26 protein-coding genes are annotated in these 22,752 nt (G+C 52.8%); 7 read left to right on the forward strand and 19 right to left on the reverse strand.

Features of this window, described 5'->3' with window-relative positions; genetic code table 11:
* Nucleotides 1-46: 46 nt before the first annotated feature.
* From CLV58_RS02800 to CLV58_RS02810, 3 genes are all read left to right on the forward strand, one after another.
* A complete protein-coding gene (locus CLV58_RS02800) occupies nt 47-1,159 on the forward strand; it encodes a mechanosensitive ion channel family protein (RefSeq protein ID WP_106136452.1) in 1,113 nt (370 codons plus the stop codon).
* Nucleotides 1,160-1,257: 98 nt separating this feature from the next.
* Entirely contained in the window at nt 1,258-1,668 is a 411-nt protein-coding gene (locus CLV58_RS02805; RefSeq protein ID WP_106136257.1) for a ketosteroid isomerase-related protein, read from the forward strand.
* A complete protein-coding gene (locus CLV58_RS02810; RefSeq protein ID WP_245882184.1) occupies nt 1,658-2,275 on the forward strand; it encodes a GNAT family N-acetyltransferase in 618 nt (205 codons plus the stop codon). Before CLV58_RS02805 ends, CLV58_RS02810 begins: the two co-directional genes overlap by 11 nt.
* A gap of 191 nt (nt 2,276-2,466) precedes the next feature.
* On the opposite strand, the gene glpK is transcribed toward CLV58_RS02810, so the two are convergent.
* On the reverse strand, nt 2,467-3,972 hold the full coding sequence (glpK, locus tag CLV58_RS02815) for a glycerol kinase GlpK (RefSeq protein WP_106136258.1): 1,506 nt from the start codon (nt 3,970-3,972) through the stop codon (nt 2,467-2,469).
* A gap of 175 nt (nt 3,973-4,147) precedes the next feature.
* On the opposite strand from glpK, the gene CLV58_RS02820 reads away from it, so the two are divergent.
* Nucleotides 4,148-6,151 (forward strand): CHU_0125 family OmpA-like outer membrane integrity protein, encoded by a 2,004-nt coding sequence (locus CLV58_RS02820; protein ID WP_106136259.1) that lies wholly within the window; start codon nt 4,148-4,150, stop codon nt 6,149-6,151.
* A gap of 212 nt (nt 6,152-6,363) precedes the next feature.
* Here the strand turns inward: CLV58_RS02820 and CLV58_RS02825 are convergent, their stop codons facing one another.
* The 7 genes from CLV58_RS02825 to hemA form a co-directional block, all read right to left on the reverse strand.
* Nucleotides 6,364-7,332, reverse strand: coding sequence for a hypothetical protein (locus CLV58_RS02825; protein WP_106136260.1), 969 nt, complete (start codon nt 7,330-7,332; stop codon nt 6,364-6,366).
* Nucleotides 7,332-7,868 carry an NADH-quinone oxidoreductase subunit B gene (locus tag CLV58_RS02830; protein ID WP_106136261.1) on the reverse strand — a complete coding sequence of 179 codons (537 nt, stop codon included), beginning with the start codon at nt 7,866-7,868 and terminating at the stop codon, nt 7,332-7,334. Before CLV58_RS02830 ends, CLV58_RS02825 begins: the two co-directional genes overlap by 1 nt.
* A 90-nt stretch (nt 7,869-7,958) precedes the next feature.
* On the reverse strand, nt 7,959-8,423 hold the full coding sequence (locus CLV58_RS02835; RefSeq protein ID WP_106136262.1) for an NADH-quinone oxidoreductase subunit A: 465 nt from the start codon (nt 8,421-8,423) through the stop codon (nt 7,959-7,961).
* Nucleotides 8,424-8,524: 101 nt separating this feature from the next.
* Nucleotides 8,525-9,139 (reverse strand): porin family protein, encoded by a 615-nt coding sequence (locus CLV58_RS02840; RefSeq protein ID WP_106136263.1) that lies wholly within the window; start codon nt 9,137-9,139, stop codon nt 8,525-8,527.
* A gap of 123 nt (nt 9,140-9,262) precedes the next feature.
* On the reverse strand, nt 9,263-9,823 hold the full coding sequence (locus CLV58_RS02845; protein WP_106136264.1) for a YqgE/AlgH family protein: 561 nt from the start codon (nt 9,821-9,823) through the stop codon (nt 9,263-9,265).
* A gap of 91 nt (nt 9,824-9,914) precedes the next feature.
* Nucleotides 9,915-10,505, reverse strand: coding sequence for a DUF4230 domain-containing protein (locus CLV58_RS02850; protein ID WP_106136265.1), 591 nt, complete (start codon nt 10,503-10,505; stop codon nt 9,915-9,917).
* Nucleotides 10,506-10,700: 195 nt separating this feature from the next.
* Complete coding sequence (hemA, locus tag CLV58_RS02855; protein ID WP_106136266.1) at nt 10,701-11,999, reverse strand: glutamyl-tRNA reductase; 1,299 nt, start codon at nt 11,997-11,999, stop codon at nt 10,701-10,703.
* A gap of 339 nt (nt 12,000-12,338) precedes the next feature.
* On the opposite strand from hemA, the gene CLV58_RS02860 reads away from it, so the two are divergent.
* Nucleotides 12,339-13,529, forward strand: coding sequence for a sensor histidine kinase (locus CLV58_RS02860; RefSeq protein ID WP_106136267.1), 1,191 nt, complete (start codon nt 12,339-12,341; stop codon nt 13,527-13,529).
* A 19-nt stretch (nt 13,530-13,548) separates the two neighbouring features.
* Here CLV58_RS02860 and CLV58_RS02865 read toward each other — a convergent pair whose 3' ends face one another.
* Entirely contained in the window at nt 13,549-14,184 is a 636-nt protein-coding gene (locus tag CLV58_RS02865; protein ID WP_106136268.1) for an acetyltransferase, read from the reverse strand.
* Between the two features lie 111 nt (nt 14,185-14,295).
* Here CLV58_RS02865 and CLV58_RS02870 point away from each other — a divergent pair, with 111 nt between their 5' ends.
* Nucleotides 14,296-15,126 (forward strand): UDP-2,3-diacylglucosamine diphosphatase, encoded by an 831-nt coding sequence (locus CLV58_RS02870; protein ID WP_106136269.1) that lies wholly within the window; start codon nt 14,296-14,298, stop codon nt 15,124-15,126.
* Nucleotides 15,127-15,161: 35 nt separating this feature from the next.
* The gene (locus CLV58_RS02875) at nt 15,162-16,307 is read left to right on the forward strand and encodes a glycosyltransferase family protein (protein WP_106136270.1); all 1,146 of its coding nucleotides are present in this window, start codon (nt 15,162-15,164) and stop codon (nt 16,305-16,307) included.
* Here the strand turns inward: CLV58_RS02875 and CLV58_RS02880 are convergent.
* The 10 genes from CLV58_RS02880 to CLV58_RS02925 form a co-directional block, all read right to left on the reverse strand.
* Nucleotides 16,296-17,138, reverse strand: coding sequence for an NAD(P)H-binding protein (locus CLV58_RS02880; RefSeq protein ID WP_106136271.1), 843 nt, complete (start codon nt 17,136-17,138; stop codon nt 16,296-16,298). The genes CLV58_RS02875 and CLV58_RS02880 overlap by 12 nt on opposite strands.
* On the reverse strand, nt 17,135-18,142 hold the full coding sequence (locus CLV58_RS02885; protein WP_106136272.1) for an outer membrane beta-barrel protein: 1,008 nt from the start codon (nt 18,140-18,142) through the stop codon (nt 17,135-17,137). Before CLV58_RS02885 ends, CLV58_RS02880 begins: the two co-directional genes overlap by 4 nt.
* Nucleotides 18,139-18,990: a hypothetical protein gene (locus CLV58_RS02890; protein WP_106136273.1), complete on the reverse strand. Its 852-nt coding sequence runs from the start codon at nt 18,988-18,990 to the stop codon at nt 18,139-18,141. Before CLV58_RS02890 ends, CLV58_RS02885 begins: the two co-directional genes overlap by 4 nt.
* A complete protein-coding gene (locus CLV58_RS02895; protein WP_106136274.1) occupies nt 18,953-19,552 on the reverse strand; it encodes an RNA polymerase sigma factor in 600 nt (199 codons plus the stop codon). Before CLV58_RS02895 ends, CLV58_RS02890 begins: the two co-directional genes overlap by 38 nt.
* 92 nt (nt 19,553-19,644) lie before the next feature.
* The gene (locus CLV58_RS02900; RefSeq protein WP_106136275.1) at nt 19,645-20,022 is read right to left on the reverse strand and encodes a DUF983 domain-containing protein; all 378 of its coding nucleotides are present in this window, start codon (nt 20,020-20,022) and stop codon (nt 19,645-19,647) included.
* A complete protein-coding gene (locus CLV58_RS02905) occupies nt 19,967-20,248 on the reverse strand; it encodes a hypothetical protein (RefSeq protein ID WP_106136276.1) in 282 nt (93 codons plus the stop codon). Before CLV58_RS02905 ends, CLV58_RS02900 begins: the two co-directional genes overlap by 56 nt.
* A 10-nt stretch (nt 20,249-20,258) precedes the next feature.
* The gene (locus tag CLV58_RS02910; protein ID WP_106136277.1) at nt 20,259-20,801 is read right to left on the reverse strand and encodes a DUF420 domain-containing protein; all 543 of its coding nucleotides are present in this window, start codon (nt 20,799-20,801) and stop codon (nt 20,259-20,261) included.
* 9 nt (nt 20,802-20,810) lie between these two features.
* Nucleotides 20,811-21,521, reverse strand: a complete 711-nt coding sequence (locus tag CLV58_RS02915) for an SCO family protein (RefSeq protein WP_106136278.1) — start codon at nt 21,519-21,521, stop codon at nt 20,811-20,813.
* 72 nt (nt 21,522-21,593) lie between these two features.
* The gene (locus tag CLV58_RS02920; protein WP_106136279.1) at nt 21,594-21,920 is read right to left on the reverse strand and encodes a cytochrome C oxidase subunit IV family protein; all 327 of its coding nucleotides are present in this window, start codon (nt 21,918-21,920) and stop codon (nt 21,594-21,596) included.
* A gap of 20 nt (nt 21,921-21,940) precedes the next feature.
* Nucleotides 21,941-22,738, reverse strand: coding sequence for a cytochrome c oxidase subunit 3 (locus tag CLV58_RS02925; protein ID WP_106136280.1), 798 nt, complete (start codon nt 22,736-22,738; stop codon nt 21,941-21,943).
* Nucleotides 22,739-22,752: the final 14 nt, after the last annotated feature.

The raw sequence follows: 22,752 nt of genomic DNA on the forward strand, positions 1-22,752 counted from the left end.
GGCTGGGGGGCAACATCTTTTCGAAGTAGCTGGTTTACTTTGCATGATGCAACAGCAACTCGACACCTGGATTCGGGAAGTGATTCGATGGGCCGGTTTTGTCCCCAACCGCGACCTGTCGGGCTGGGTGCTGCTTATCATTGCGGTGCTGGCGGGTATCATTGTCGACTTCATCGTCACGCAGGCCCTGACTTTTGTCGCCAAACGGCGTACGTATCAGACCTTGCAAATCCTGAAAACGCACCTGCGATGGGCGTTCTGGACGTTTGTACCGTCACTGTTTTTTCTGCTGGCAACCAACGTACAGTCGGCACGGTTCATCCGGCGACACCCGGTTGCCGACAAGACAGCCGAAATTTTATTTTTGGTAACGGCCACGTGGCTATTCGTGCAGGCCCTGAAGGTCGGTGAGTTAATCCTGATTCGCCATTACGATACGACCCAGGACATTAACCTGTCGCAGCGCAAGTTCGTTACGCAGGTACGGTTCATTCGCCGGATTGCCGTATTCGTCGTTATTCTGGTGGGGGCCTCGCTGCTGCTGATTTCGTTTCAGGGTAGTCGAAAGGTGGGGCTGAGCGTACTTACCTCGGCGGGGGTTGTCTCCGTCCTGATCGGTTTTGCGGCTCAAAAAACGCTGGGCAACCTGCTGGCCGGTATTCAGATCGCGTTTAACCAGCAGATCCGGCTCGACGATGCCGTTGTGGTGGAGAAAGAATGGGGTCGTATTGAGGAAATTAACCTGACCAACGTCATTGTCCGACTCTGGGATCGGCGACGGCTCATTCTGCCCATTACCTACTTCGTTGAAACGCCGTTCGAAAACTGGACTCGTAACGACGCATCGATTATCGGCACCGCTTTTTTCTACCTCGACTATACCGTCCCTGTCGACCGCATACGGGAAAAAGCGCGCGAGATTGCCGAGAATGATCCGCTCTGGAACGGTCAGTCATTTGCCGTTCAGGTGACCGATACACAACCCACGTGTCTGGTGCTGCGAGTATTAGTCTCGGCTGGTGATGCCCCGTCTGCATTCGACCTGCGCTGCCATATGCGCGAGCAACTTCTGGCGTTCATTCGCGACGAGTACCCGCATACACTGCCCCAGACCCGACTGATGCTGGCCGAAGAACTACGGCCGAAGGAAATTAGCTAGGCAGGACTTTATTTGTCTACATTGAACTTGTTCACCAACTGAGTTTGTCATTTCAGCAAGGCCAACTCACCGGGCCGAAACTGATAAAAAAACACCCTATGAACGCACACGACATTGTTACCAGCTATTACAACGCTTTCAACCGACGGGACTGGCAGGCCATGCTGAACATGCTGACCGACGATGTTCAGCACGACAGCAATCAGGGCGAAACATACCAGGGAAAAGAGCACTTCACGCAGTTTCTGAAACATATGGAAGACTGCTACGAAGAAACGTTGACCGAACTGGTTGTCATGGTCGACCCGACGGGCAAGCGTGTGGGCAGCGAGTTCGTTGTGAACGGTACTTACAAAAAAACCGACGGCGACCTGCCCGAGGCTGATGGACAGGCGTATGTGTTACCCGCAGGTTCATTTATGCAGTTGACCGACGAAGGCAAAATCGCCCGCGTCACGACGTATTACAACCTACCACTCTGGATATCGCTGGTAGCCGGTGAAGAATAAACCGGCAACGACACTGCGCTACGAATGGCTGACCGGGTCGGCCATTCGTACTGTATTGGATGAACTAGCCCAGTTGCGCATCACAGTCTTCCGCGACTTTCCGTACTGCTACGAAGGCAGTGTAGCCTACGAACGGGCCTATCTGGAAACGTACATGCAGTCGGAGCGTGCTTTACTGTTTACCGCCTGGGACAGCGACCAGATGGTTGGTGCCACGACAGCCCTTCCGTTGACCGATGAAACAACCGAGGTACAACAGCCCTTCCGCGATGCTGGCTACGACCTCAACTCGGTCTTTTATTTCGGGGAAAGCATTCTGCTGCCAGCCTACCGGGGTTACGGCCTGGGGCACCGCTTTTTCGACGAACGGGAAGCCCACGCCCGGCAATTCGACCAATACACGCTCACCTGCTTTTGCGCAGTACAACGCCCCGTCGATCATCCGCAGCGCCCCGCTGGTTACCGGCCCCTAGACGAGTTCTGGACGAAACGCGGCTACCGCCAGGAACCGGCCCTGCAAAGTACCTTTCACTGGCCCGACATCGGCGAGACCGAATCGACGGCCAAGACGATGGTGTATTGGGTGAAAGCCCTCCCCGCTGAATGAGGAGTTATAAGGTTTTGATTCGTGTTGATCAACTGGTTTTAGGAGCAGACTCTTTTACCCCTAAATCCCCTGAAGGGGACTTTACACGTCTGTGAACTAAGTCCCCTTCAGGGGATTTAGGGGTAGAAAAAGCCTACGACTCGTATCGTGGCCTCTGATACACCCTCCTTCCAAGAGTAGACCCAAAGCTTTTACTCCTCCCAGCCAAACGAGCGCTCGACGGCCTTTTGCCAGCCACGCATGAGTCGGGCACGCTGTGCCTCGTCCATGTGCGGCTCATACGTTCGGGCGATACCCCAGTTCTGACGCAGATCATCCAGATTTTTCCAGTAGCCCACCGCCAGACCAGCCGCGTAAGCGGCACCAAGGGCGGTTGTTTCAGTCATCCGTGGACAGACAACCGGCTCATCGAGCATATCGGATTGAAATTGCATCAGTAGCGCGTTACCGACCATACCGCCGTCGACGCGCAACGAGCGGAGCGAAACGCCGGCGTCTTTTTCCATCGCTCGCACAACATCGACCGTCTGATAGGCCGTTGCTTCCAGTACAGCGCGGGCAATGTGCGCTTTCGTAACGAACCGCGTCAGACCGGCGATAACACCACGCGCGTCGGACCGCCAGTGTGGTGCGTACAGACCAGAGAAAGCCGGGACGAAATAAGCACCACCATTATCTTCGACCGAACGGGCCAGGTCTTCGATGTCGGTGCTTTTTTTGATCATACCCAGGTTATCGCGCAGCCACTGCACCAGAGCCCCCGTGATCGCTACGCTACCTTCCAGGGCATAGTGCGCCGGTTGTCCTTTGAACTGATACGCTACCGTCGTAAGCAGTCCACAGGTTGATGGGCGCAGCTCGGTACCGGTATTCATCAGTAGGAAACAGCCCGTTCCGTACGTGTTTTTGGCCTGTCCCGGTTCATAACAGGTCTGCCCGACAAGGGCAGCCTGCTGATCGCCCAGAATTCCGGCAATGGGTACGTCGGGTAGCACCTCAGAGGTAACGTTGCCGTATACCTCGCTGCTACACCGGATTTCGGGCAACATGGCGCGGGGCACGGTAAAATCGCGCAGCAGGTCGTCGTCCCAGTCGAGTGTGTGCAGATTCATAAGCTGCGTCCGGCTGGCGTTGGTAACGTCGGTCAGGTGCAGTCCATTTTGCACGCCACCCGTCAGGTGCCAGACCACAAACGTGTCCATATTTCCGAAGCAGGCATCCCCCCGCTCGGCATCTTCGCGTAGGCCCGGCACGTTATCGAGCAGCCATTTCAGCTTTAATCCACTAAAATAAGTGGCCAATGGAAGTCCTGTCTTATCCCGAAACCGGTCTTGCCCCAGCTCGTCATGCGCAGCAAACTGCGTAACCAGTTCAGCCGTCCGCATGTCCTGCCAGACGATGGCGTTGTAATACGGCTTGCCTGTCCGGCGATTCCAGACGACCGTCGTTTCGCGCTGATTCGTAATGCCGATAGCGGCAATATCGCTGGCCGACAAGCCCGCCTTGATCCGGGCAAGCGCGATAACTTCGAGCGTATTCCGCCAGATTTCATCAGGATCGTGTTCCACCCAGCCGGGCTGTGGATAAATTTGCTGGTGTTCTTTCTGGGCCAGTGAAACAATTTGGCCCTGCCGGTCGAATACAATACAGCGGGTACTCGTGGTGCCCTGGTCAATGGCGGCAACGTAAGCAGACATAACTATGGTTTTGTGGGATTTAGGCAATGCGTTATGGGGGCAAGTTACGGGTTCCGCCGATACCACGCGCACCCTGATTGAGAGCCAATAAACAGACCATTCAATTCGTTACTGTAACACCCGCTTAGATTTCTAGTATCTTGGGCGTGTAACTGTTCTTTGTTGATTCACTCGTATGAAAATCAATACTTTACCTGCACTGCTGGTTGTTCTGGGGCTGACGGCGGGGCTTTCAGGCTGTAATTCGGCTTTGCAAGCTTATAAAAAAGGCGTCCGCCATTACGACGCCGGCGAATATAATCTGGCACTGACTCAGTTTGACAAGGCGTCGAAAGGCAACATCGATCCGGCCCGGCTGAATTACTACATAGCTGAGTCGTACCGGCAGTCGAACCGCTTCGCCGAAGCCGCTCCCTTCTACCAGAAAGCCATCGACGCCAAGACGACCGAACCCAACGCCCATCTGTACTACGGTTACGCGTTGAAGTCAGAAGGCCGGTACCCCGAGGCCCTGACCCAGTTGCAGCAGTTCGTTGCCGATGCACCGAAGAACACCGCAAAGCCAACGCTCGACAAGGCCCGACGGGAGGTCGAAACGCTCAAAGCGATCAACGTCATTGCCCAGAACAAGTCGCTGATTACGCTGAAAAACATGAACGGCCTGAATTCGCAGGGCGCTGAGTTTGCGCCGGTATTGAAAGGCGACGAGCTTGTGTTTACTGCTTCGCGTAAGGAGACGCAGTATAAAAACAACGGGCAGCAAATGCTCGGTCTGTACAAAGTAAAACTACCCGCTACCGACGAAACTGGCGCAACCTCACCAGTTGGGTCACCCGAGAAGTTCAGCACTAACGTCTATCAGGGCGACGTCAACGAAGGTACCCCGGCTTTCTCGAAAGACGGCAAGACGATGGTCTTTGCACGAGGCAACAACGGTAAACGTAAAGGTGGCCTGGATGTCGACCTCTACCTAAGTCGGCTGGGCGAAGGCAATGTCTGGAGTCAGCCGCTGCGTCTGCCGATCAGCGATTCAACCGCCTGGGACGGCTCACCTGCTTTTTCGGGCGACGGTAAGACGTTGTATTTTGCGTCTAATCGGGCCGGTGGGGCTGGTGGCATCGACCTCTACCGCACAAGCATCGACGCATCGGGGCGGTTTAGTCGTCCGGTCAACATGGGCCGTGACATCAACACCCCCGGCGACGAGATGTTCCCGTACGTTGGTCCCGACGCCAAGCTGTACTTCTCCTCCGACGGACATCCCGGTCTGGGTAAACTCGATGTCTTCGTCGCCACTCGTTCAGGGGGCGTCACGCGGGTTGAAAACATGGGACAGCCGATCAACTCCCCCGCCGATGACTTTGGTCTGATCTACGTCAATCCGACGAAAGGGTATCTGGCTTCGAATCGGCCGGGCGGTAAGGGTGACGACGACATTTACTTTTTCCAGGAAGGTCCCGAACCCGATACGACCACGACGATTGTTGGAAAGACCCCACCGGGCGGTCTTAAAACGGTTCGCTACTTCCTGGCTGGCACCGTATCAAGCAATGACACTCCGGTATCGCCACTCGACTCGGCACGCGTACGTATTCTGGATGATGCGACAGGTGAGCCAATCGCCGAAGTGACGACCGGGCAGGCCGGCACGTTTGGCAAGTACCCGTTGCAGGAAGGGAAAGATTACACGATTCTGGCGGAGCGTAAGGGCTACCTGACCCGTCGGGAACCGTTTACAATGCAGGGCAAGAGCATTCCCCAGATTTTCCTGACCAAACCCCAGACCGATACGACGTTCAACGTCGCGATTCTGCTGGATAAGGGAACGCTCAACAAAACATTTGTGCTGGAGAATATCTACTACGACTTCGACAAGTTTAACATTCGCCCCGACGCGGCCGAAGAACTCGACAAGCTGGTAACAATCCTGAAAGACAACCCAACGCTAAAAATTGAACTGGGCTCGCATACGGATGCGCGTGCCAGCGATGCTTATAACACTAAACTATCGCAGAACCGGGCACAATCGGCTGTCGACTATATCGTCTCAAAAGGTGTTGACGCTAGTCGCATTACGGCTAAAGGATACGGTGAAACTCAGCTGGTTGTGAAAAACGCAAAGACTGAAGAGGAACATCAGCGCAACCGCCGGACCGAGTTCAAGATTCTGGCGATTTAAACGAGTTAGCAAACAAGCAATCGGTTCATTTCGTAACGCCAAACGACGTTGTGAAATGAACCGATTGCTTGTTTAGGAGAGTTATTTTATCATCCCGAGCCTGCGACCTGGCCGGCCAGAGCGGGGATCTTCAATAAGCTACGGGGCCTGTTGCCCTTCCCGAAGATTCCTTCCTCCGTCGTAATGACAGAAGAGCGCAAACACAACCCCAATCAGCTGAGAGCAGCCTGCATACCGTCGGGGTCCTCATCTGTTCGCGTTGGCAGGGTAAACGTGGCTGGTGCAGGCCTTACTGGCTGGGGTAATGACTGGACAATACCGTAGGCGGTACCAAGCCACCAAACTTTTAACGCAACCCGGCTCGCGATCAACACCTGCTGAACAACAAACAGCACAGCGATCATCAGCCAGCCATCAACGGTTAGCAGACTTTCTAGAACGAAATACAGCGCGAAGCAGCCCGTTCCGATCAGGATGAACACGAGGTAGAGCCCGTACGTACGAAGCAAGTTGCGCAGGACCAATCGCCCGGCCTGACCGAACGCCCGGAAGGCCCCGTGCGCGTCATCGCGGAAGAGAATCAGTTTAGCGAAATCGCCGATGCACAGCAATAGCGTCGTTGTAAAGGCGAACAAGGCAAAGAAGACAAGGCTAACGCCGATTGTCTCCCGTTCGGTCTCGCTGTTACTGACGGCGCTCCCAACCAGAATACCGATAATCAGCCAGATTACCGCCGTGACCAGTACAAACAGCAGCGTTACCCCGAACAATCGAAGCATCCGCCCCACATATTGACTACACCCGTCCCAGAAAAGCCCGGCCCGAAACCGACTGCCCATGCCGGCTGGTCGGCTTTGCAGGCTGCTGAGTTGCGCAAAACGCAGCAGAATCCCCCCCGTCAGGAAAATGGTCAGGAACAGGTAGGTCAGGTTCAACCAGCGGACCATACCGAAAACGGCTTTGACAGCCGCCCCGCTCCGATTCATAAAATCAGAAACGATGGTATAGTCAAAGCCGGTTAACAGCTTCAGAAAAGCCAGTGAGTTTTGGTCTTCAGTCGTCAGCGTGCCGTACATGGGCAGCGCCACCAGCAGGGCCAACCCCAGCGTCAGGCCATAAATCAAGCCCACCATCGGCAGGGAAGCCAATGTCTGTCGCCACGCGAGGGTACAATGTTTCATCAGGAGCGGAGCCGAAGATCGTCTGATTCAGCCGGTTTGTCGTCCGAAAGTACGATTTCTTTGGTACCCAGCAGCGGGTGTTCCGTGCGGATTTTCTCCTGTAGTTTCAAGAACCCATCAATCAGGGCTTCGGGGCGCGGGGGACAACCGGGGACGTACACATCTACCGGAATAATCCGATCGACGCCTTTCACAACATGATAACCATGCTGCCAGTACGGGCCGCCACAGTTTGAGCAGGAACCCATCGAGATCACGTAACGTGGTTCGGCCATCTGCTCGTACAGTCGCCGGATACGGTCCGCCATTTTATAGGTTACCGTTCCCGACACAATCATAATATCGGCTTGCCGGGGGGACGGGCGGGGAAAGATACCAAACCGTTCGAGGTCATAGTTCGACGCCATAGCCCCCATCATCTCAATGGCACAGCAAGCCAACCCAAAGGTCAACGGCCAGAGCGATTTCTCTCGCGACCAGTTGAGCAATTCTTCAGAGCGGATCAGAATCACGCCCGTATCGCCGGATTTATCCATATTGATGGATTGAGTAATTGAATGACAGAATGATTGAATAATAAGTGGTTGACACATTCTATCTTTCAATCATTTAACCACTCAATCACTTCATTTGAATCGTTCATTTACTTGTTTATACAAGTCCATCGGCACCTTAGTTTCCACGGTCGGGAGTTTCGGCTGGGGCTTCACCCAGTCGAGGTAGCCTTTCGCCCAGACATAAGCCAGCCCGAGCGCCAGCACGACGACGAATAGAATCACTTCCGTCAGGGCAAACCAGCCCCAGCGCCCGCCCGTTGCCTCGATCAGCCGCGCCTGTCCGAATACCGTTGCCCACGGGAATAAAAAGACCAGTTCGACATCGAACAGCACAAATACCAGCGCCACCACGTAGAACCGGATATTGAACTGAATATTGGCGTTGCCGACCGGCTCTTCCCCCGATTCGTACGTGCTGTTCTTCTCGATGTTAGGTCGGTCAGGGCGCAGGAATCGCGCACCGAACAAGACCAGCGCGATGAAGGCGAAGGCCGCCAGAATAAACAACAGCAGCGTACCGAAGTCGGAAAGCATAATCGGTGTACAATGGTATCTAGTTTGCAGTTTTCGGTGGGTCATCGTCCAGTGGCCAGCCCATCGAGTACCGTATGACGGTTCACCGTAAACCGTAACTCTTACTTCTTTTTCTTCGGATACAGATTGTACACGATAGCTGCCTGGAGTACGCGGTTGTAATAGTTGGCACCAGCTTCAGGCGACACGTTGTTGAAGCCATAGATGTAGCGCAGGTGCAGGCTAAACTTGTCGGCCATGTCAAGAAAGTCGTAATGAATACCCAGCACAGCGCCGACATCGGTTTTTGCGCCCGGCCCGCCCGACTGACCCGCCGTCAGTGCGTAACTAAACTCCGGCCCCGCCTGAATGGTCAGTCCTTCGGTAGGAATGTAGCCGAGCAGCAGGGGCACGCTCACGTACGGATACGCAATTTTCGTCGTCGACCGGTTTCCCCCCGCTACTTCAGCCTGAAACGTGGCTCCTTTCATCGACAACAGGACTTCGGGCTGGGCCACGAACTTGTTGATGCGATACCGGTACATACCGCCCAGGGTAAAATCGAGCCGTTGTTTGGGAATGTTGGCGGTAGTACCTGAGATACTGATCCGGTTGAAGTTTGCGCCCACTTTCAGGCCGAAATGCCCGCCGTATGGCTTGTTACTTTGCGCTTGGCTTATGAGTGGAGTTGCCAGCGTGAGAAGCACGGCAAAAACGAGCAGTCGATGTGTATGCATACGGGATAATTTACGAAAGTGGTTCCGTTCGATAACGCGCTTTCATCCCGTAAAATTGGTTTAAAAAAAGTTAAGAACGCCTTTATCCTGTCTCCGTCGCACCGCTTTATCGGCACCTACTAGTTAGTTCAGACTAGGGTCGGCTGGGTAGTGCGCGATCGTTCGGTACATCCCTCCCATGCGATTCAGTACGTCACGCCAGAAGTCTGGCGCGGGCGTTTCAAACAGGAACTCGGCATCGGCACGGGTAACAATCCACGATTTATGACGAATCTCACTGGTGAGCTGCCCGCCATCCCAGCCAGAATAGCCGAGAAAAAACCGGATATCCTGCTCGGTTAGCGTTCCCATGTTGACGGCCTGTTTTACCTGCTCAAAATCACCGCTCCAGTACAGCCCTTCATCCACCAGAATCGACCCTTCGATCAGGTCCGGGCGACGGTGGATGAAGTGAAGCGTGTTTTGCTGCACCGGTCCACCGACAAACAACGGCAGATCGGCGTAAACGTCTTCCAGCACATCACTCAGTTGCAAATCCGTTGCCTGATTCATGATCAGTCCAAACGTACCGGCAGGGCTGTATTCACAGATCAGCACGACACTGCGATCAAAATTACCATCACCCAGGAAAGGCTCGGCAACGAGTAAGCTTCCTGTTGATACAGTGACCTTGTTTGTATCCATAGGGTTAATAGTCAAGAACGAACGTCGATATACAGCCGCCCGTTACGTCGTTAGTGGCCAAAAATCAATGCACAATACAATTTTGCATTGGCTAGTCAAACTGTAGGCTTACTTTTTTTCCAGATATACGCTCCAGTAACGGTCGCAGCATCTGATTTGCATTCGCGCGGGTTTGTGTAAGTATACCACTCGTCAGTGCCGACTGTTTGATCTGTCGTTCTGCCTGCCGGTACGCGTCGCTTACCAACTGTGACTCGTCCAGGAATGCGAAGTGAGTATCGTATACCCTCGACCGATCGTGATTAACCTTCCAGCCGCACAATTCCGGCTGTGGCAGTCGAATAGTAATCGAATCTGCATCCGTCTGTATATCGTCTGCCCGAACCTGCGTCAGGTCGATACATCCCGTCGCTTCGCCCTCCACGATCAGTACCGCATTAGCGTTCGGCAACAGCATGTTAACCTGCTCGTGTTCAACGATGTCTTTGAATGTATATTTTACCAGTTCGAGTCGTCCCAGCGCTGTTACTTCTTTCAGGATAATGTGCTGTGTCGTCTGCTTATCCCGTCGAAAGCGGCTCAATGATTCCAGACCGCGAACCTGCTCCCAGACAGCAATTAGTCCGGCAATAATCAGCGCAATCATACCGAACCGAAGAAGTACATTTAGTAAACGAGCCATGTGCCGTATGAGCCGGTAATCTGTGTAATGATTTCCCTAGCAAATTACTGTTGTGAATACACTAGTAACGAAAAGTAACGACCCAATCGGTTAGCACGCACCCTCGTTTTTACACAATTTCGTAACCCCAAAGCAACCGAAAGCCCGAGCAGGCTTCCTGCTCGGGCTTTCGAATATGGCCATGATTAAGTCGGGTTACACGAAGCGCTTCGGCTCGTCTACCGTCTGATTTTCGAGATCGAACAGGTCATTCAATACATCGATGAGCGTTTCGGCTTCACCACGTTTGCAAGCCGCCTTCAGTTGCAATACCGGCAGTTTGATGATCTTCTGCATGATACCTTTCGTGATTCGGTCGATCTTTTCCGACTCGTCGGGTGTCAGGTGTTTGATGTGCCGGGCAATCTCATCGCGACGAATCTGCTCCAGCGCATTTTTCAGCTTGTTGATCGTCGGCGATACCATCATCTCCTTCGACCAGTCACCAAACTCCGTCGTTGCCTGGGTGATAATTGCTTCTACCTGCGGAACCGCAGCCAAACGCCGATTTAAGGCTTCATCGGCCCGGCTTTGAATATGATCAATGTTATAAACCAGGACGCCCGGAAGCTGCTCAATAGCGGCATCGATACTGCGAGGCACCGACAGATCGATGAAGTATTTATACGTCAGTACGGTCAGCCCCGTCAGAAACTGGGGTGTAATCAGCGGCTCGTCGCGCTGCACCGACGAAATGATAACGTCGGCCCGCTGAATTTCTTCCGTCAGCTGCGCCCAATCGGCCACACGGTACTCGGTTCCTTCGGCCAGTACTTCCGCTTTCGACCGCGTGCGGTTGATGAGCGTCAGGTTTCCCAGCTTGCGGGCATCGAGGTTACGAAACACGTCGGTTCCGATTTCGCCAAGTCCTACAACCAGAATGTTCGGCGTCACCTGAACACTCATCAGCTCGTCGATCAGCTCAACAGCGGCATAGGATACCGATGCTGCACCATCGCGGAATGATGTTTCCTGAGCAACCCGCTTGTTGGTGAAGAAGATCGTGTGCATCAGCCGATGCAGAAACGGACCGGCCATGTCAAGATCTGCAGACCACTGGTAGGACTGCTTCACCTGGTTAGGAATCTGCATATCGCCTACCACCTGTGAATGAAGGCCGGTGCAGACTTCAAACAGATGCCGGACAGCATCGTCGTGGTTGGCAAATACGTCGAAATAAGGCAGGTAATTGTCGGTATCGGTCAGGCCTTTCTCGATCAGCAATAGCCGGATGATGTCGGTGCTGATGTCAGTTTCTGTACTGGCGGGATCGAAGGCGTAGTATACCTCGGTCCGGTTACAGGTTGAAATGACGAGCAGATCGGTCAGGGCGAAAAAATCCCGCAACCGAAGCATGAAACGCCTGGCTTCCTCTTCGTTCAGTGCAATTAGGTCGCGTACCTGAAGCGGTGCTGTTTTGTACGACAGACTAATCGAGCGGAAGGTATTTAACATGGTAACAGAACGCGCTAAATGGCCATCGGCCAACACAAAATTACGCCACAAATACCGGAGATAGAAACAGGCGACCCGTAGCTTTCCTTTATTTAGAATCCATCCAAACTACTCGCAACTGTCTCGACAGAATCCTATTTACAGGTACAACAGCCGGGTATCCTCAGACGTTCGGATGGCGCATCATTTACACCTATTTTGTCGTTTTATTGTTACTAAAGTCACGTCCCTTTCATCACCGGTTAAGTCGTATACCGACTATCCGTAAGTTTGTAACAAACCACATGGGTTTCTCCTGAACGACAGCCCAATCAAGCGATCGTTCAACCCAGTAGGCATATGCTGAAATCGTTCGATATTTATAATCAGAACAACGTCCTCAAGATCATTGTCGCGTTGAATCTGCTGTTAGTCGGTACTGGGTCGCTGTTATACACCAATCGCCTGATCGAAAAGCTGGAGCTCCGCGAGCAGCAATACGTCAAGCTTTACGCTAACAGCATTGCGTATCTGGTCGACCCCAGCCACATCAACTCCGGCGACCTTACATTCGTCACGAGCGAGATTCTAGAAGCGAACAAAACGATTCCGGCCATCTACGTCGACCCGAACGGTGAAATCGCCAAGCCCAATAACATTACCCTCGCCACTGGCCTAACCGTCGACGAAACGCAGCGTGAACTCCGTAGTATTATCGCCGATATGCGTAAACGGCATGCACCGGTAATTGTCGAGATGGGAAATGGCGAGCGGGGCCTGGTTTACTACGACAATTCGCCCCTGCTCCGGCAGCTTACTTACTTCCCCTATGCCCTGTTGACAATTCTGCTGGCGCTGGGGATACTGGCTTACCTGGCGTTTAGTTCATCGCGCCGGGCCGAGCAGAACCGGGTATGGGTTGGCCTGGCCAAAGAAACGGCTCATCAGTTGGGAACCCCCCTCTCGTCGCTAATGGCGTGGGTCGAATACATGCGGTCCGACCCGGATCAGTATGATGTGTCGATTACCGACGAGATCGAAAAAGACGTCAACCGGCTGGAAACGATTACCGCCCGTTTCTCAAGCATCGGTTCTGTTCCGACCCTGAAGGAAGAAAACATCAACGAAACAGTCAGCCAGCTGACCGATTACCTGTCGAGACGTATCTCGACCAAAGTAAAGATGAGTTTGGCCAGTCAGCTACCTGCCGAGAAAACCGTACAGATCAACCGGCTGCTATTCGAGTGGGTGATCGAGAATATCTGTAAAAATGCGGTCGACGCCATGAAAGGCGTTGGTGAACTACGGCTCAACATGCAGGCCTTGCCTAATCAGCGGATCGCTATCGACATTACAGACACTGGCAAAGGCATTTCGAAGGCCAACATGCAGAAGGTGTTCAATCCCGGTTTTAGCACCAAGAAGCGCGGTTGGGGGTTGGGGCTGACGCTTGCCAAGCGGATCATCGAAGAATACCACAACGGCAAGTTGTTCGTCAAAAGCTCGGAAGTAGGCAAGGGAACGACGTTTCGGATTGTCCTTAACGAATAGCCGTTCCCGTTAGCGCCTGCTAGCCCAGTTTCTTGGCCGGATTACCGAATACGGTAGCATTAGCGTCAACATTCTCCACGACTACCGACCCGGCTCCAATCCGCGCGTTTTTGCCAATCGTTACGCCAGATACAATAACGGCTCCGCTCCCGACAAACGCGCCTTCTTCGATCGTTACACCACTGTTGACGACGCAGCCTGCTCCGATCTGGACAAAATCGCCTAGTTTGGCCTGCGTGTCGATCAGCGAGCCAGCCAGAATCAGGCAGTGCTGCCCTACTTCGGCGTAAGGATTGACCACAGCCCGGGCTGCAATCAGATTGCCATGCCCGATGGTTGCCATCGCCGACACCACCGCCGTGTCGTGAATCGCGTTGACGGGCTGCACCTTCCGGCGTTCGTTCAGCATTTTCACCAGCCGTTTGCGCACGCGGCCATCGCTGATAGCAACGAACCCTTCGCACTTCTGGCCAATCAGTTTTAAATACCCATCGTCGTCGGTATCGCCCAACACGGTGATATCGCCAAACTCTTTACCGTGTAGTTCGGCGTTGTCGTCGAGCAGGCCGTATACAACTACATTATTACGCTGGAATAGGTCGAGAGCCGTCAGACCCAGGCTTCCGGCACCGAATATCAATACAGGGTTTTCCATTTATTTATCGAGTGGTATTTTTCTGTAACCAACTGACCACAAGGAGGAAAAGTTGGCAATTTGGTAACATACGCATAAAACGCACGTCACATTGGCTGGGTAGCTTCGTCCATGAAATCTGGTACGCAGTTCCGCACTATTGTTCTCTCTGATATTCACCTTGGCACTGCTGGCTCAAAGGCTAAGGAAGCCACTGAATTCTTACGCAACTATTCCTGTCAACGACTTATCCTCAACGGGGATATTATCGATGGCTGGCAGTTGAAGCAGTACGGTACGTGGAAGAAAAAACACACCGCTTTTTTTAAAACGGTTTTAAAGCAAATCGTTCACTACGATACCAAAGTTATCTACCTGCGGGGTAACCACGACGACTTTCTCGATCAGGTGATGCCCCTACGGGTTGGGAAGAACTTCTCGATTCGTAAAGATTATACGCTTACGTCAGGCCACCGCCGGTTTTACGTAACCCACGGCGATGTATTTGATTCCATCACGTCGCACATGAAGTGGCTGGCTTACCTGGGCGACATTGGCTACACGTTTCTGCTGTGGGTGAACAAGTTTTACAATCAGTATCGCCGTTGGCAGGGCAAGCCGTACTATTCGCTCTCGCAGCAGGTGAAGTCGCGGATCAAAAAGGCGGTTAGCTATATCTCCGATTACGAACAGAAACTAACCGAACTGGCCCGTGCCCGTGGTTGCGACGGGGTCATCTGTGGACACATTCACCAACCCGCCATTCGCGACTTCGACGGAATTTCGTACATGAATTCCGGCGACTGGGTTGAATCACTGAGTGCGCTGGTGGAAGACCATACCGGCAACTGGAGCCTGCTGTACTACACCTCCGATTTATCGTCGGACGACGAGGGAGCCGTAGAAAAGGAATCCAGCAAACTTGCCCGGAAGGCCGACGGCGAGGGCTCATTCGTTGCGTAACCTGTTTATCTTTACTTAATCAATTGGCAGTTGCCATGCGCGTTTTATTCATTGTTCAGGGGGAAGGGCGGGGTCATTTAACGCAGGCACTTTCGTTTGCGCAGCTTCTGCAAACGGCCGGCCACGAGGTAACGGGCGCACTCGTCAGTGTGACCGATCAACGAGAGGTACCCTCGTTTTTCCGGGATGCGTTCAGTGCACCGATCACGCCGATCTTTAGTCCTGGTTTGTTTTACAACCCAGCCACCAACGCGCTGCAACCTACGAAAACGACCTTGTATGCCATCCGGCACCTGGGCGGTCTCTGGCGCAGTTTACGGCAGGTGTATGACATTATCGAGCAACAGCGGCCCGATGTCGTCATGAATTTCTTCGAGATGCTGGGTGGCCTGACCTATGGCCTGCTCCGACCATCGGTTCCGATGGTCTGCGTCGCCCATCAGTACATGGCTTTCCACCCGAATTTTCAACGCCCAGTGGGGCAATGGCTCTACCGGCAGGCGTTCCGGCTTAGTGTTCACATGACCTGTTTTGGTGCCGAGGAAATACTGGCTTTGTCCTTCGACCAACAGCCCGATGCCCCGAATCAGCGCGTGCGTATCGTGCCGCCATTACTCCGACAGGAAGTTACCCGGTTAACGCCCGAAGCGGGCGATGCCCTACTGGCTTACGTAACACAACCCGGCCTGCGGTGCGAAGTCGAAAAGGCCCACCGGCAGCATCCCGATATTCCGATCGACGGTTTCCATGCACAGGCTACCGGCCCCGATCAGGTAGTCGACGAAACGTTGACCTACCATGCGATCAATGGTAAGCGTTTCCTTGAGTTCATGTCCCGGAGCCGGGCGGTGGTTACGACGGCGGGCTTTGAGTCGGTTTGTGAAGCCGCTTATCTGGGCAAACCGGTATTGATGATTCCGCAGCCAAACCACTACGAGCAGGCCTGCAACGCCATCGATGGGCAGCGGGCGGGCGTAGGCGTCGCGGCCGATAAGTTCGACCTGGATCAACTGCTCGACTACCTGCCGAAATACGACACGTCATTATGCGAGCAGTTCCGTGCCTGGCACGGTCGCGGCTACTTCCTGTTCCTGGCTGCCTTGAACCGGGCGATTACACCCCGGCCCCGGCCAACCGGTGGGTTCTTCATGACCCGGATGCGGCAACTGCTACGCTCCTGATCCGTACGGAAAGTCGAGTGGATTGGGATAGCGGAACTGGTAGTCCGTGGCCTGTATTAGTTTATCGGGGCTGATTACTTTATAGGATAGCGGTTTATCGGGTGTTACGAATGTGGGCAGTTCATAGCCGAAGTCGGCGCAACTCTTCCGGTAGATGGCTTCACGGGTAGGATGCTCAGGTGCCACGGCATTGAACGTGCCTTGCAGCTTATTCGCCAGAATAGTGCTTAACAGACCGATCACGTCGTCCCGGTGAATATAGTTGACCGGTACAGTACCCGTATCGATTGTTTTGCCAGCAACGTACTTACCCGGAATACGTTCGTAACCCATCAGCCCACCACAGCGCAGGATCGTCACCAGTCGCTCCGGTGCTAGTGTCAGCACCTTTTGTTCAGCTTCGACCAAAGCGGGCGCAGCTGACTGCTCCGGTGTCTGTACGTCATCCTCTACACTTGGCCTGACTGGCTCGGTCTGTTCAGGATAAACAGATGTGGAACTGACGTAAACGACATGCCGGGCTCCCTGTTTTCGAATCGCGTCGACTAGGTAGCCAATCTGCTGCGGATGAAAAGCATCGCCCTGCATGCCCGCTTTCGGTGGGATGTTGATAACAATAGCATCAGCGCTGACCAGCTTGGCTACATCAGCGGTCGGTGCCGGCTCGAACCGAACTACCTGCGCATCGATTCCCTGCTTGGCTAACCGGGCTGCTTTCTCCGGCGTCGTCGTACTTCCTTTTACGCTAAACCCTTGCTGTTGCAATGACTCCGCCAGTGGCAGCCCAAGCCAGCCCAAGCCAACGATAGCAACTGATTTCTTTTCTGTCATAACATAATGCCGAAACTGAGCGAGCGCACATCCGGTCCTTTTCCGTCCTGAAAGAGCGGATTCAGATCGTATTTGACAAACAGGCTCGTTCGTTGCAGACCAATATGACCAACCAGTCCGTAACGTAGACTGTTCAGGTAAAAGCTGTTGTGCTCCCGGCTTTTGTCGCCGTTTTCCCGTTTTATTTTCGTGTAGCTATCCAGCCGGTAGCCAATGAATCCCCCCAGGCCGATATGGAACGTCTTTCGTCCTGACGCACTGTAGAAACTTAGTCGGGGTACAATCGGTGCCTGAACCGCAAACGTAGTGAGCTTCGACTTAGCCAGTCGCTCGCTGTAAGGGGCAAACACGACTCCATCGGTCCCCCGACTGGTAACCACGTTGTTGTCGAACATATAATTGCTCCAGGCGGCTTCTATTCCGTATTGAACACTCAACTTGGCGCGCTTACCATTCACGATTGTCGGACGCTGCCGGAAGTTTACAGCGATATAGCGTGAGCCAAAAGGCCGTAATTCGTACTGACTTGGCGCGTAGCCCGGCACAGTCGTTCCGGTAAGTAAGGTATTCAGACCAAGCTGAACATCGATACCCCGATCCCAGCTGTTTCGGTTTCGTTTATTGATGGCCTGCTTGTAATCGCGCCGGTTGCGGGATGAGTCTGAGCGTGTCGTATCGGTATCGTTAATCACGATCATAACGCCGTCTTTCCGTCGGGTGACAACCAGCAATGTGTCTTTTAGAAATCGATCGCCATCCCGGCTGATAGCCGTCTGACCGTTGGGCACGGAGTCTAGTTTCATCCCCATTTCCCGGACGATCTTGTTTAAATCGTAATTGCTTAGCGCCTGAATCCCGGCTTTGTCGGGGGCGTAAATGACCATGCGGGTTCGGTTGGCGAATCGGATCACCAGCGAATCGGTTGGCTGCCCCCCTTTCGCCTGGCTACTCGTTCCATACAGGCATAACAGTAAAGCTATAATTGCGTTGACCCGTCCGCTCATTGCTTGGTTTGTTTGTCTTTTTCCAGCCGTTGTTTGATTCCTTTATAAGCCCGACTTAACAACCCGCTTTCATCCGTGTGATCTTCTTTTCGGGCTACATCGTCGTCCTGCTTGAGCCGCTTCACCTGTTGCCAGAAGGTCGCTTTCGCTTCTTTCGACGAACTTGCTGCTAACACGGGCATGTTGTTGACTACCGACGCAGCGGTCTGCCGGGCAGCAACCAACGCTTCAGGTTCTTCAATCGTTACGACCAACACCCGCTCGGCGGGCTTTACAGGCGCGGTGGATGTCGCTTTCGTTGTCGCTACCGCTTCTGTTGCCGATTTAGCCACGACCGGTGTCGTCATTTCAGGTTGCGTTTCTTTCGGACTGGCCACCTTACCGGCAATCAACTGCTTATTTACCGACGGCTCAACCGCATCAGTCTTCGGCTGCGTCGGCTTTACCGATCGGCCTTGTTCTGACGTAATAGTGTTTGCTGTCTGAGCTACCTGTGTTGCTTTGTCCACTGTCGCGTTTTCAGCAAGTCCTTTGTTCTCGTAGTTTGCCGGCTTTTCGGATTGTTGCTTCTGAATAGCTACGGCCTGCCCTGAGCCGGTTACCAGACTACCAGACTTATCACCGGTGTAAAGCCATCCCATTAAAAAAGCAATCGCAACGCAGGCCGCAACGGCTATTTGTAAGGTAGGATTCCGCCACATAACCATCCGTGGTTGTTCCTGACCACTCTGCATACGCTGCTGCAACCGGGCAAAGCTGTCCGGTGAGGGGGGGCGTTCCAGCTTACCCAGCTTGCGGGCAAACAGCTCATCAAGAGGATTTTTTTCGAAGTTTTGTTGCTTGTCCATTCGTTTGTTGTTCTTGTTCCGCTTTCGCAATAGTGGCTTGAAGAATAGCCCTGGCCCGACTAAGCTGCGACTTCGACGTTCCCTCCGATATACCCAGTAACTCCGCAATTTCTGCGTGATTATACCCTTCGATGGCGTAGAGGTTAAACACCGTTCGATACCCGTCTGGCAGTTGATTGACCATCCGCAGCAACTCATTTTCGTGGATGGCGGTGTCGGCCCATGCATAGTCAGGCTCGACGGTTACATCATCGATGGGAATTTCCTGACGCCATTGCTTATTCTTGCGCAAAAACATTAGCGACTCAGTAACCATAACGCGCCGAATCCAGCCCTCGAAACTGCCATCTTCACGAAACTGGCTGATTTTTTCAAAAACGCGCATGAAGCCGTCGATCATGACCTCCTCCGCATCGTCGCGATTAGCGCAGTAACGCATACACACCGCCAGCATCCGGCCTGAAAACCGCTCGTACGCCACCTTGTGCGCCCGACTTTCTCCGCGCCTGAGCGCAGCGATAAGTTGAGTTTCGGTCGTGAAAAACGGTATAAGTCGAAGCATGTGGTTACCCTATTTACCCACAAGATGCAACGCAAGCCGACGAAGGTTGCACGGCTGTCAAACTTTTTCGAATAAAAAAAGGACTCTAGCTACTAGAGTCCCGGTTGGTACTTGATTCCGGCTACGTAGTGTAGCCATATTACGCGTGATAGTCGAAAGTTAATCGGTGCAATCAGCACCATCACCGGTGCCACCACAGCAGCATAAACCCAGCCCTCAGGGTCATCAGCTAGGTAAAAGAGAAGAAATCCGATCAATAGGGCAACGCCCCCCGAAATAGCATAACTTACGTACATCGCCCCGACAAAATAGCCGGGTTCTATCTCGTACCGTAGCCCACAATGCGGGCAGTGTTCGTACATGTCATCGAATCCGCGTGGCGAATAGAAGGGTTTACAGAAAATCTTCCCTTGTCTACATCGAGGACATAACCCGTTTGACACGGCCTGCAATTTCGAGACGTTTTCCATGTTCGCGTTTACTATTCCGATACCACATGTACCCGATCACGGTTACAATCAGATAGGGTGCGGCAAGCAGATACATAATGCCAATATTGAGCTGCGAAGCTACTACGCTCCGCCCGTTGCTGACCGTGCTTTCAACCGTCCCCCGACACATAGCACACTGTGCCAGCAGATCAGAGTGAGCAGCAACCAGCAACAATATAACCAGTGCAACTGTCCAGCGTTTCATAATACGTGAATTAATGTAGGTAATAAGGCCGAATCATAAAATAAACGACGACACCCGTAATACTGACGTACAGCCAGATTGGAAATGCCCATTTGACCGCTTTCACGTGTTGGGCAAACTGTCCGCTCAACGCGAAGTACACGGCCCGCAGTACAAACCACACGACAACGACAGACAGAACGATGTGCGAAACAAGCAGGAAATAATATACTGGGCGCAACCAGCCCTGTCCGCCAAACGAGGTCGATTCGTTTGTCAGGTGGTACAGTACGTAGCTAACCAAAAACAATGAACCGAGTCCAAAGGCGGCAAGCATCGTTCTCCGGTGTGCAGCTACGTTCTTCTGTTTTATAAAATACAAGCCTAGAATTAGCAGTACAGCCGTAATCGAATTGATAACCGCATTCAGATGCGTCAGGTAGGTTGTCCAATGACCCAGATCTACCTTCTGCCGGACGCCGAGAAGCACAGCGACAGCCACTGGTATAGCAATAGACAGCACATTAATGAGCCGATTTGCCTTCTTCTCCTGTACTGGTTGTAGCGTTTCCATTTGATGAACTTATTCCTTGCTGTATATATCCAGTAGGACCCTGATTTCCAAGACCAATCGATCTACATCTTCTTTGTCCGTACCGTCGTAAAAGCCACGGACAATCCCATCCTTGTCTACTAAAACCAACTTTTCGCTGTGAATAAAAGTTTCGTCGGGTTTACCAGCCTTCACGCCGGCGTCAACAGCTGGTAGATAGAATCCGGTCATGGCCAGATTATAAATGTCAGCTTTCTTTCCAGTCAGGAAATACCACTTGTTCGGTATGGCATCATACCGTTGCGCATACTCCTTCAGTTTAGCAGGATTATCGTGTTCAGGATCGACGGAGAACGACAAAAACTTGACAGTAGTCTTGTCCCGGAAAATATCCTGCACCCGCGTAAGCTGCGAAGAAATTTTTGGGCATATCGTTCCGCAACGCGTAAAAAAGAAATCAGCAACGTATAGCTTTCCCGCTACGATAGACTGAGTAACCGTATCCCCATTCTGATCGATCAACTTAAAAGGCGGAATCCGGTGGTAAAGCGTGTCGGTAACCTCGCTCCCATCGGCCAACTTGACCGTACCGATTTTAGCCCCCCCTGCCATCGAGTCGATAAGCGGTAGATAACGCGGTAGGACGTAATGGTTTTGGGTAGCAAACCGCAGAAATAGATACAGCAAAGCCGGGACTACCAGCGTTGCAACTAGTATCCCGGCTTTCATTTTCTTTGACATAACTATGGTACTATCTAGTGTCGATACCAAGATGAGTACTGAGTCATCTTCTTATCTACAACCAAAATCAGCTTACCAACGATCCACGAAGATGGCAGCTCCTTCGTTGAGCAGAGCGACCAGCAGCCAGATCACAAAGATTATTGGTACTACGATTGCCCAGATCAAGCTCTTCACTTCGTGCTTCAAGTGCATGAACTCACCGACAATGTAGAACGCTTTTATCAACGTCATGATTACGAAGATTGACGTCCGAAAACCGCCAGGCTTCATGAAATAAGCCAGTGTAAATTCAACAGCTGTAATTGCTGCCAAGATCCAGAACGTCCGCCAGATTACGCCCGTGTTAGCGGGTGGTATTTCGTGCAAATGCTCAGTTGCCTGTTCGTGCGATGCCATATCAGTAGGTAATAAAGACGTTATACGAGATAGAAGAAGGTGAACACAAATACCCACACCAGATCGACAAAGTGCCAGTATAGACCTACTTTCTCGACCATTTCGTAGTGGCCACGACGTTCATATAAGCCCGTTGCTGCCCGGTAGAAGATCAGAATGTTCAGGACTACACCACTGAAGACGTGCGTGCCGTGGAAACCGGTAATGAAGAAGAACAAGTCTGCAAAAGCCGGAGGGCCGTATTGGTTCTCTACCAGGTTAGCGCCAAAAATAGTCCGCTGAATCGTCTGACCATTTACGATTTCACTGATGACCGTCCCCGTTTCCGTACCATGGATAAAGTGCGACCACTCCCACGCCTGGCTCCCCAGAAAGGTGAATCCACCCAGGATTGTCCACAACATATACTTCTCAACGTCTTTCCGGTCCATCCGATGACCTGCTTCGACAGCAAGCACCATCGTCACGCTGCTAAAGATCAGGATGAAGGTCATGATACCTACGAAAATCAGCGGCAGGTCGATACCATGTAAGAAAGGTACAGCATTGTACACTTCTTCGGGCGTTGGCCAGTACTGATTTGAAAATTGGAACACCTCGCCATCGACAGCAGGGTCCCAAGCAGGATAGCTATACCGGATCAGACCGTACGTAACCAACAGGGCTGAGAACGTGAATGTGTCTGAAATCAGGAAGAACCACATCATGAGCTTGCCATAGCTCGCTCGCATAGGTTCAACCCCACCCATCCAGGATTTCTTATCGAACACGGCGTCCGATTCGGTTGTCAGAGGTTCATGGGTTGCGGTAGCCGCCATACCTTTAAACGATT

Origin of the sequence: Spirosoma oryzae (assembly GCF_003002825.1) — a bacterium.
Lineage (GTDB): Bacteria > Bacteroidota > Bacteroidia > Cytophagales > Spirosomataceae > Spirosoma > Spirosoma oryzae.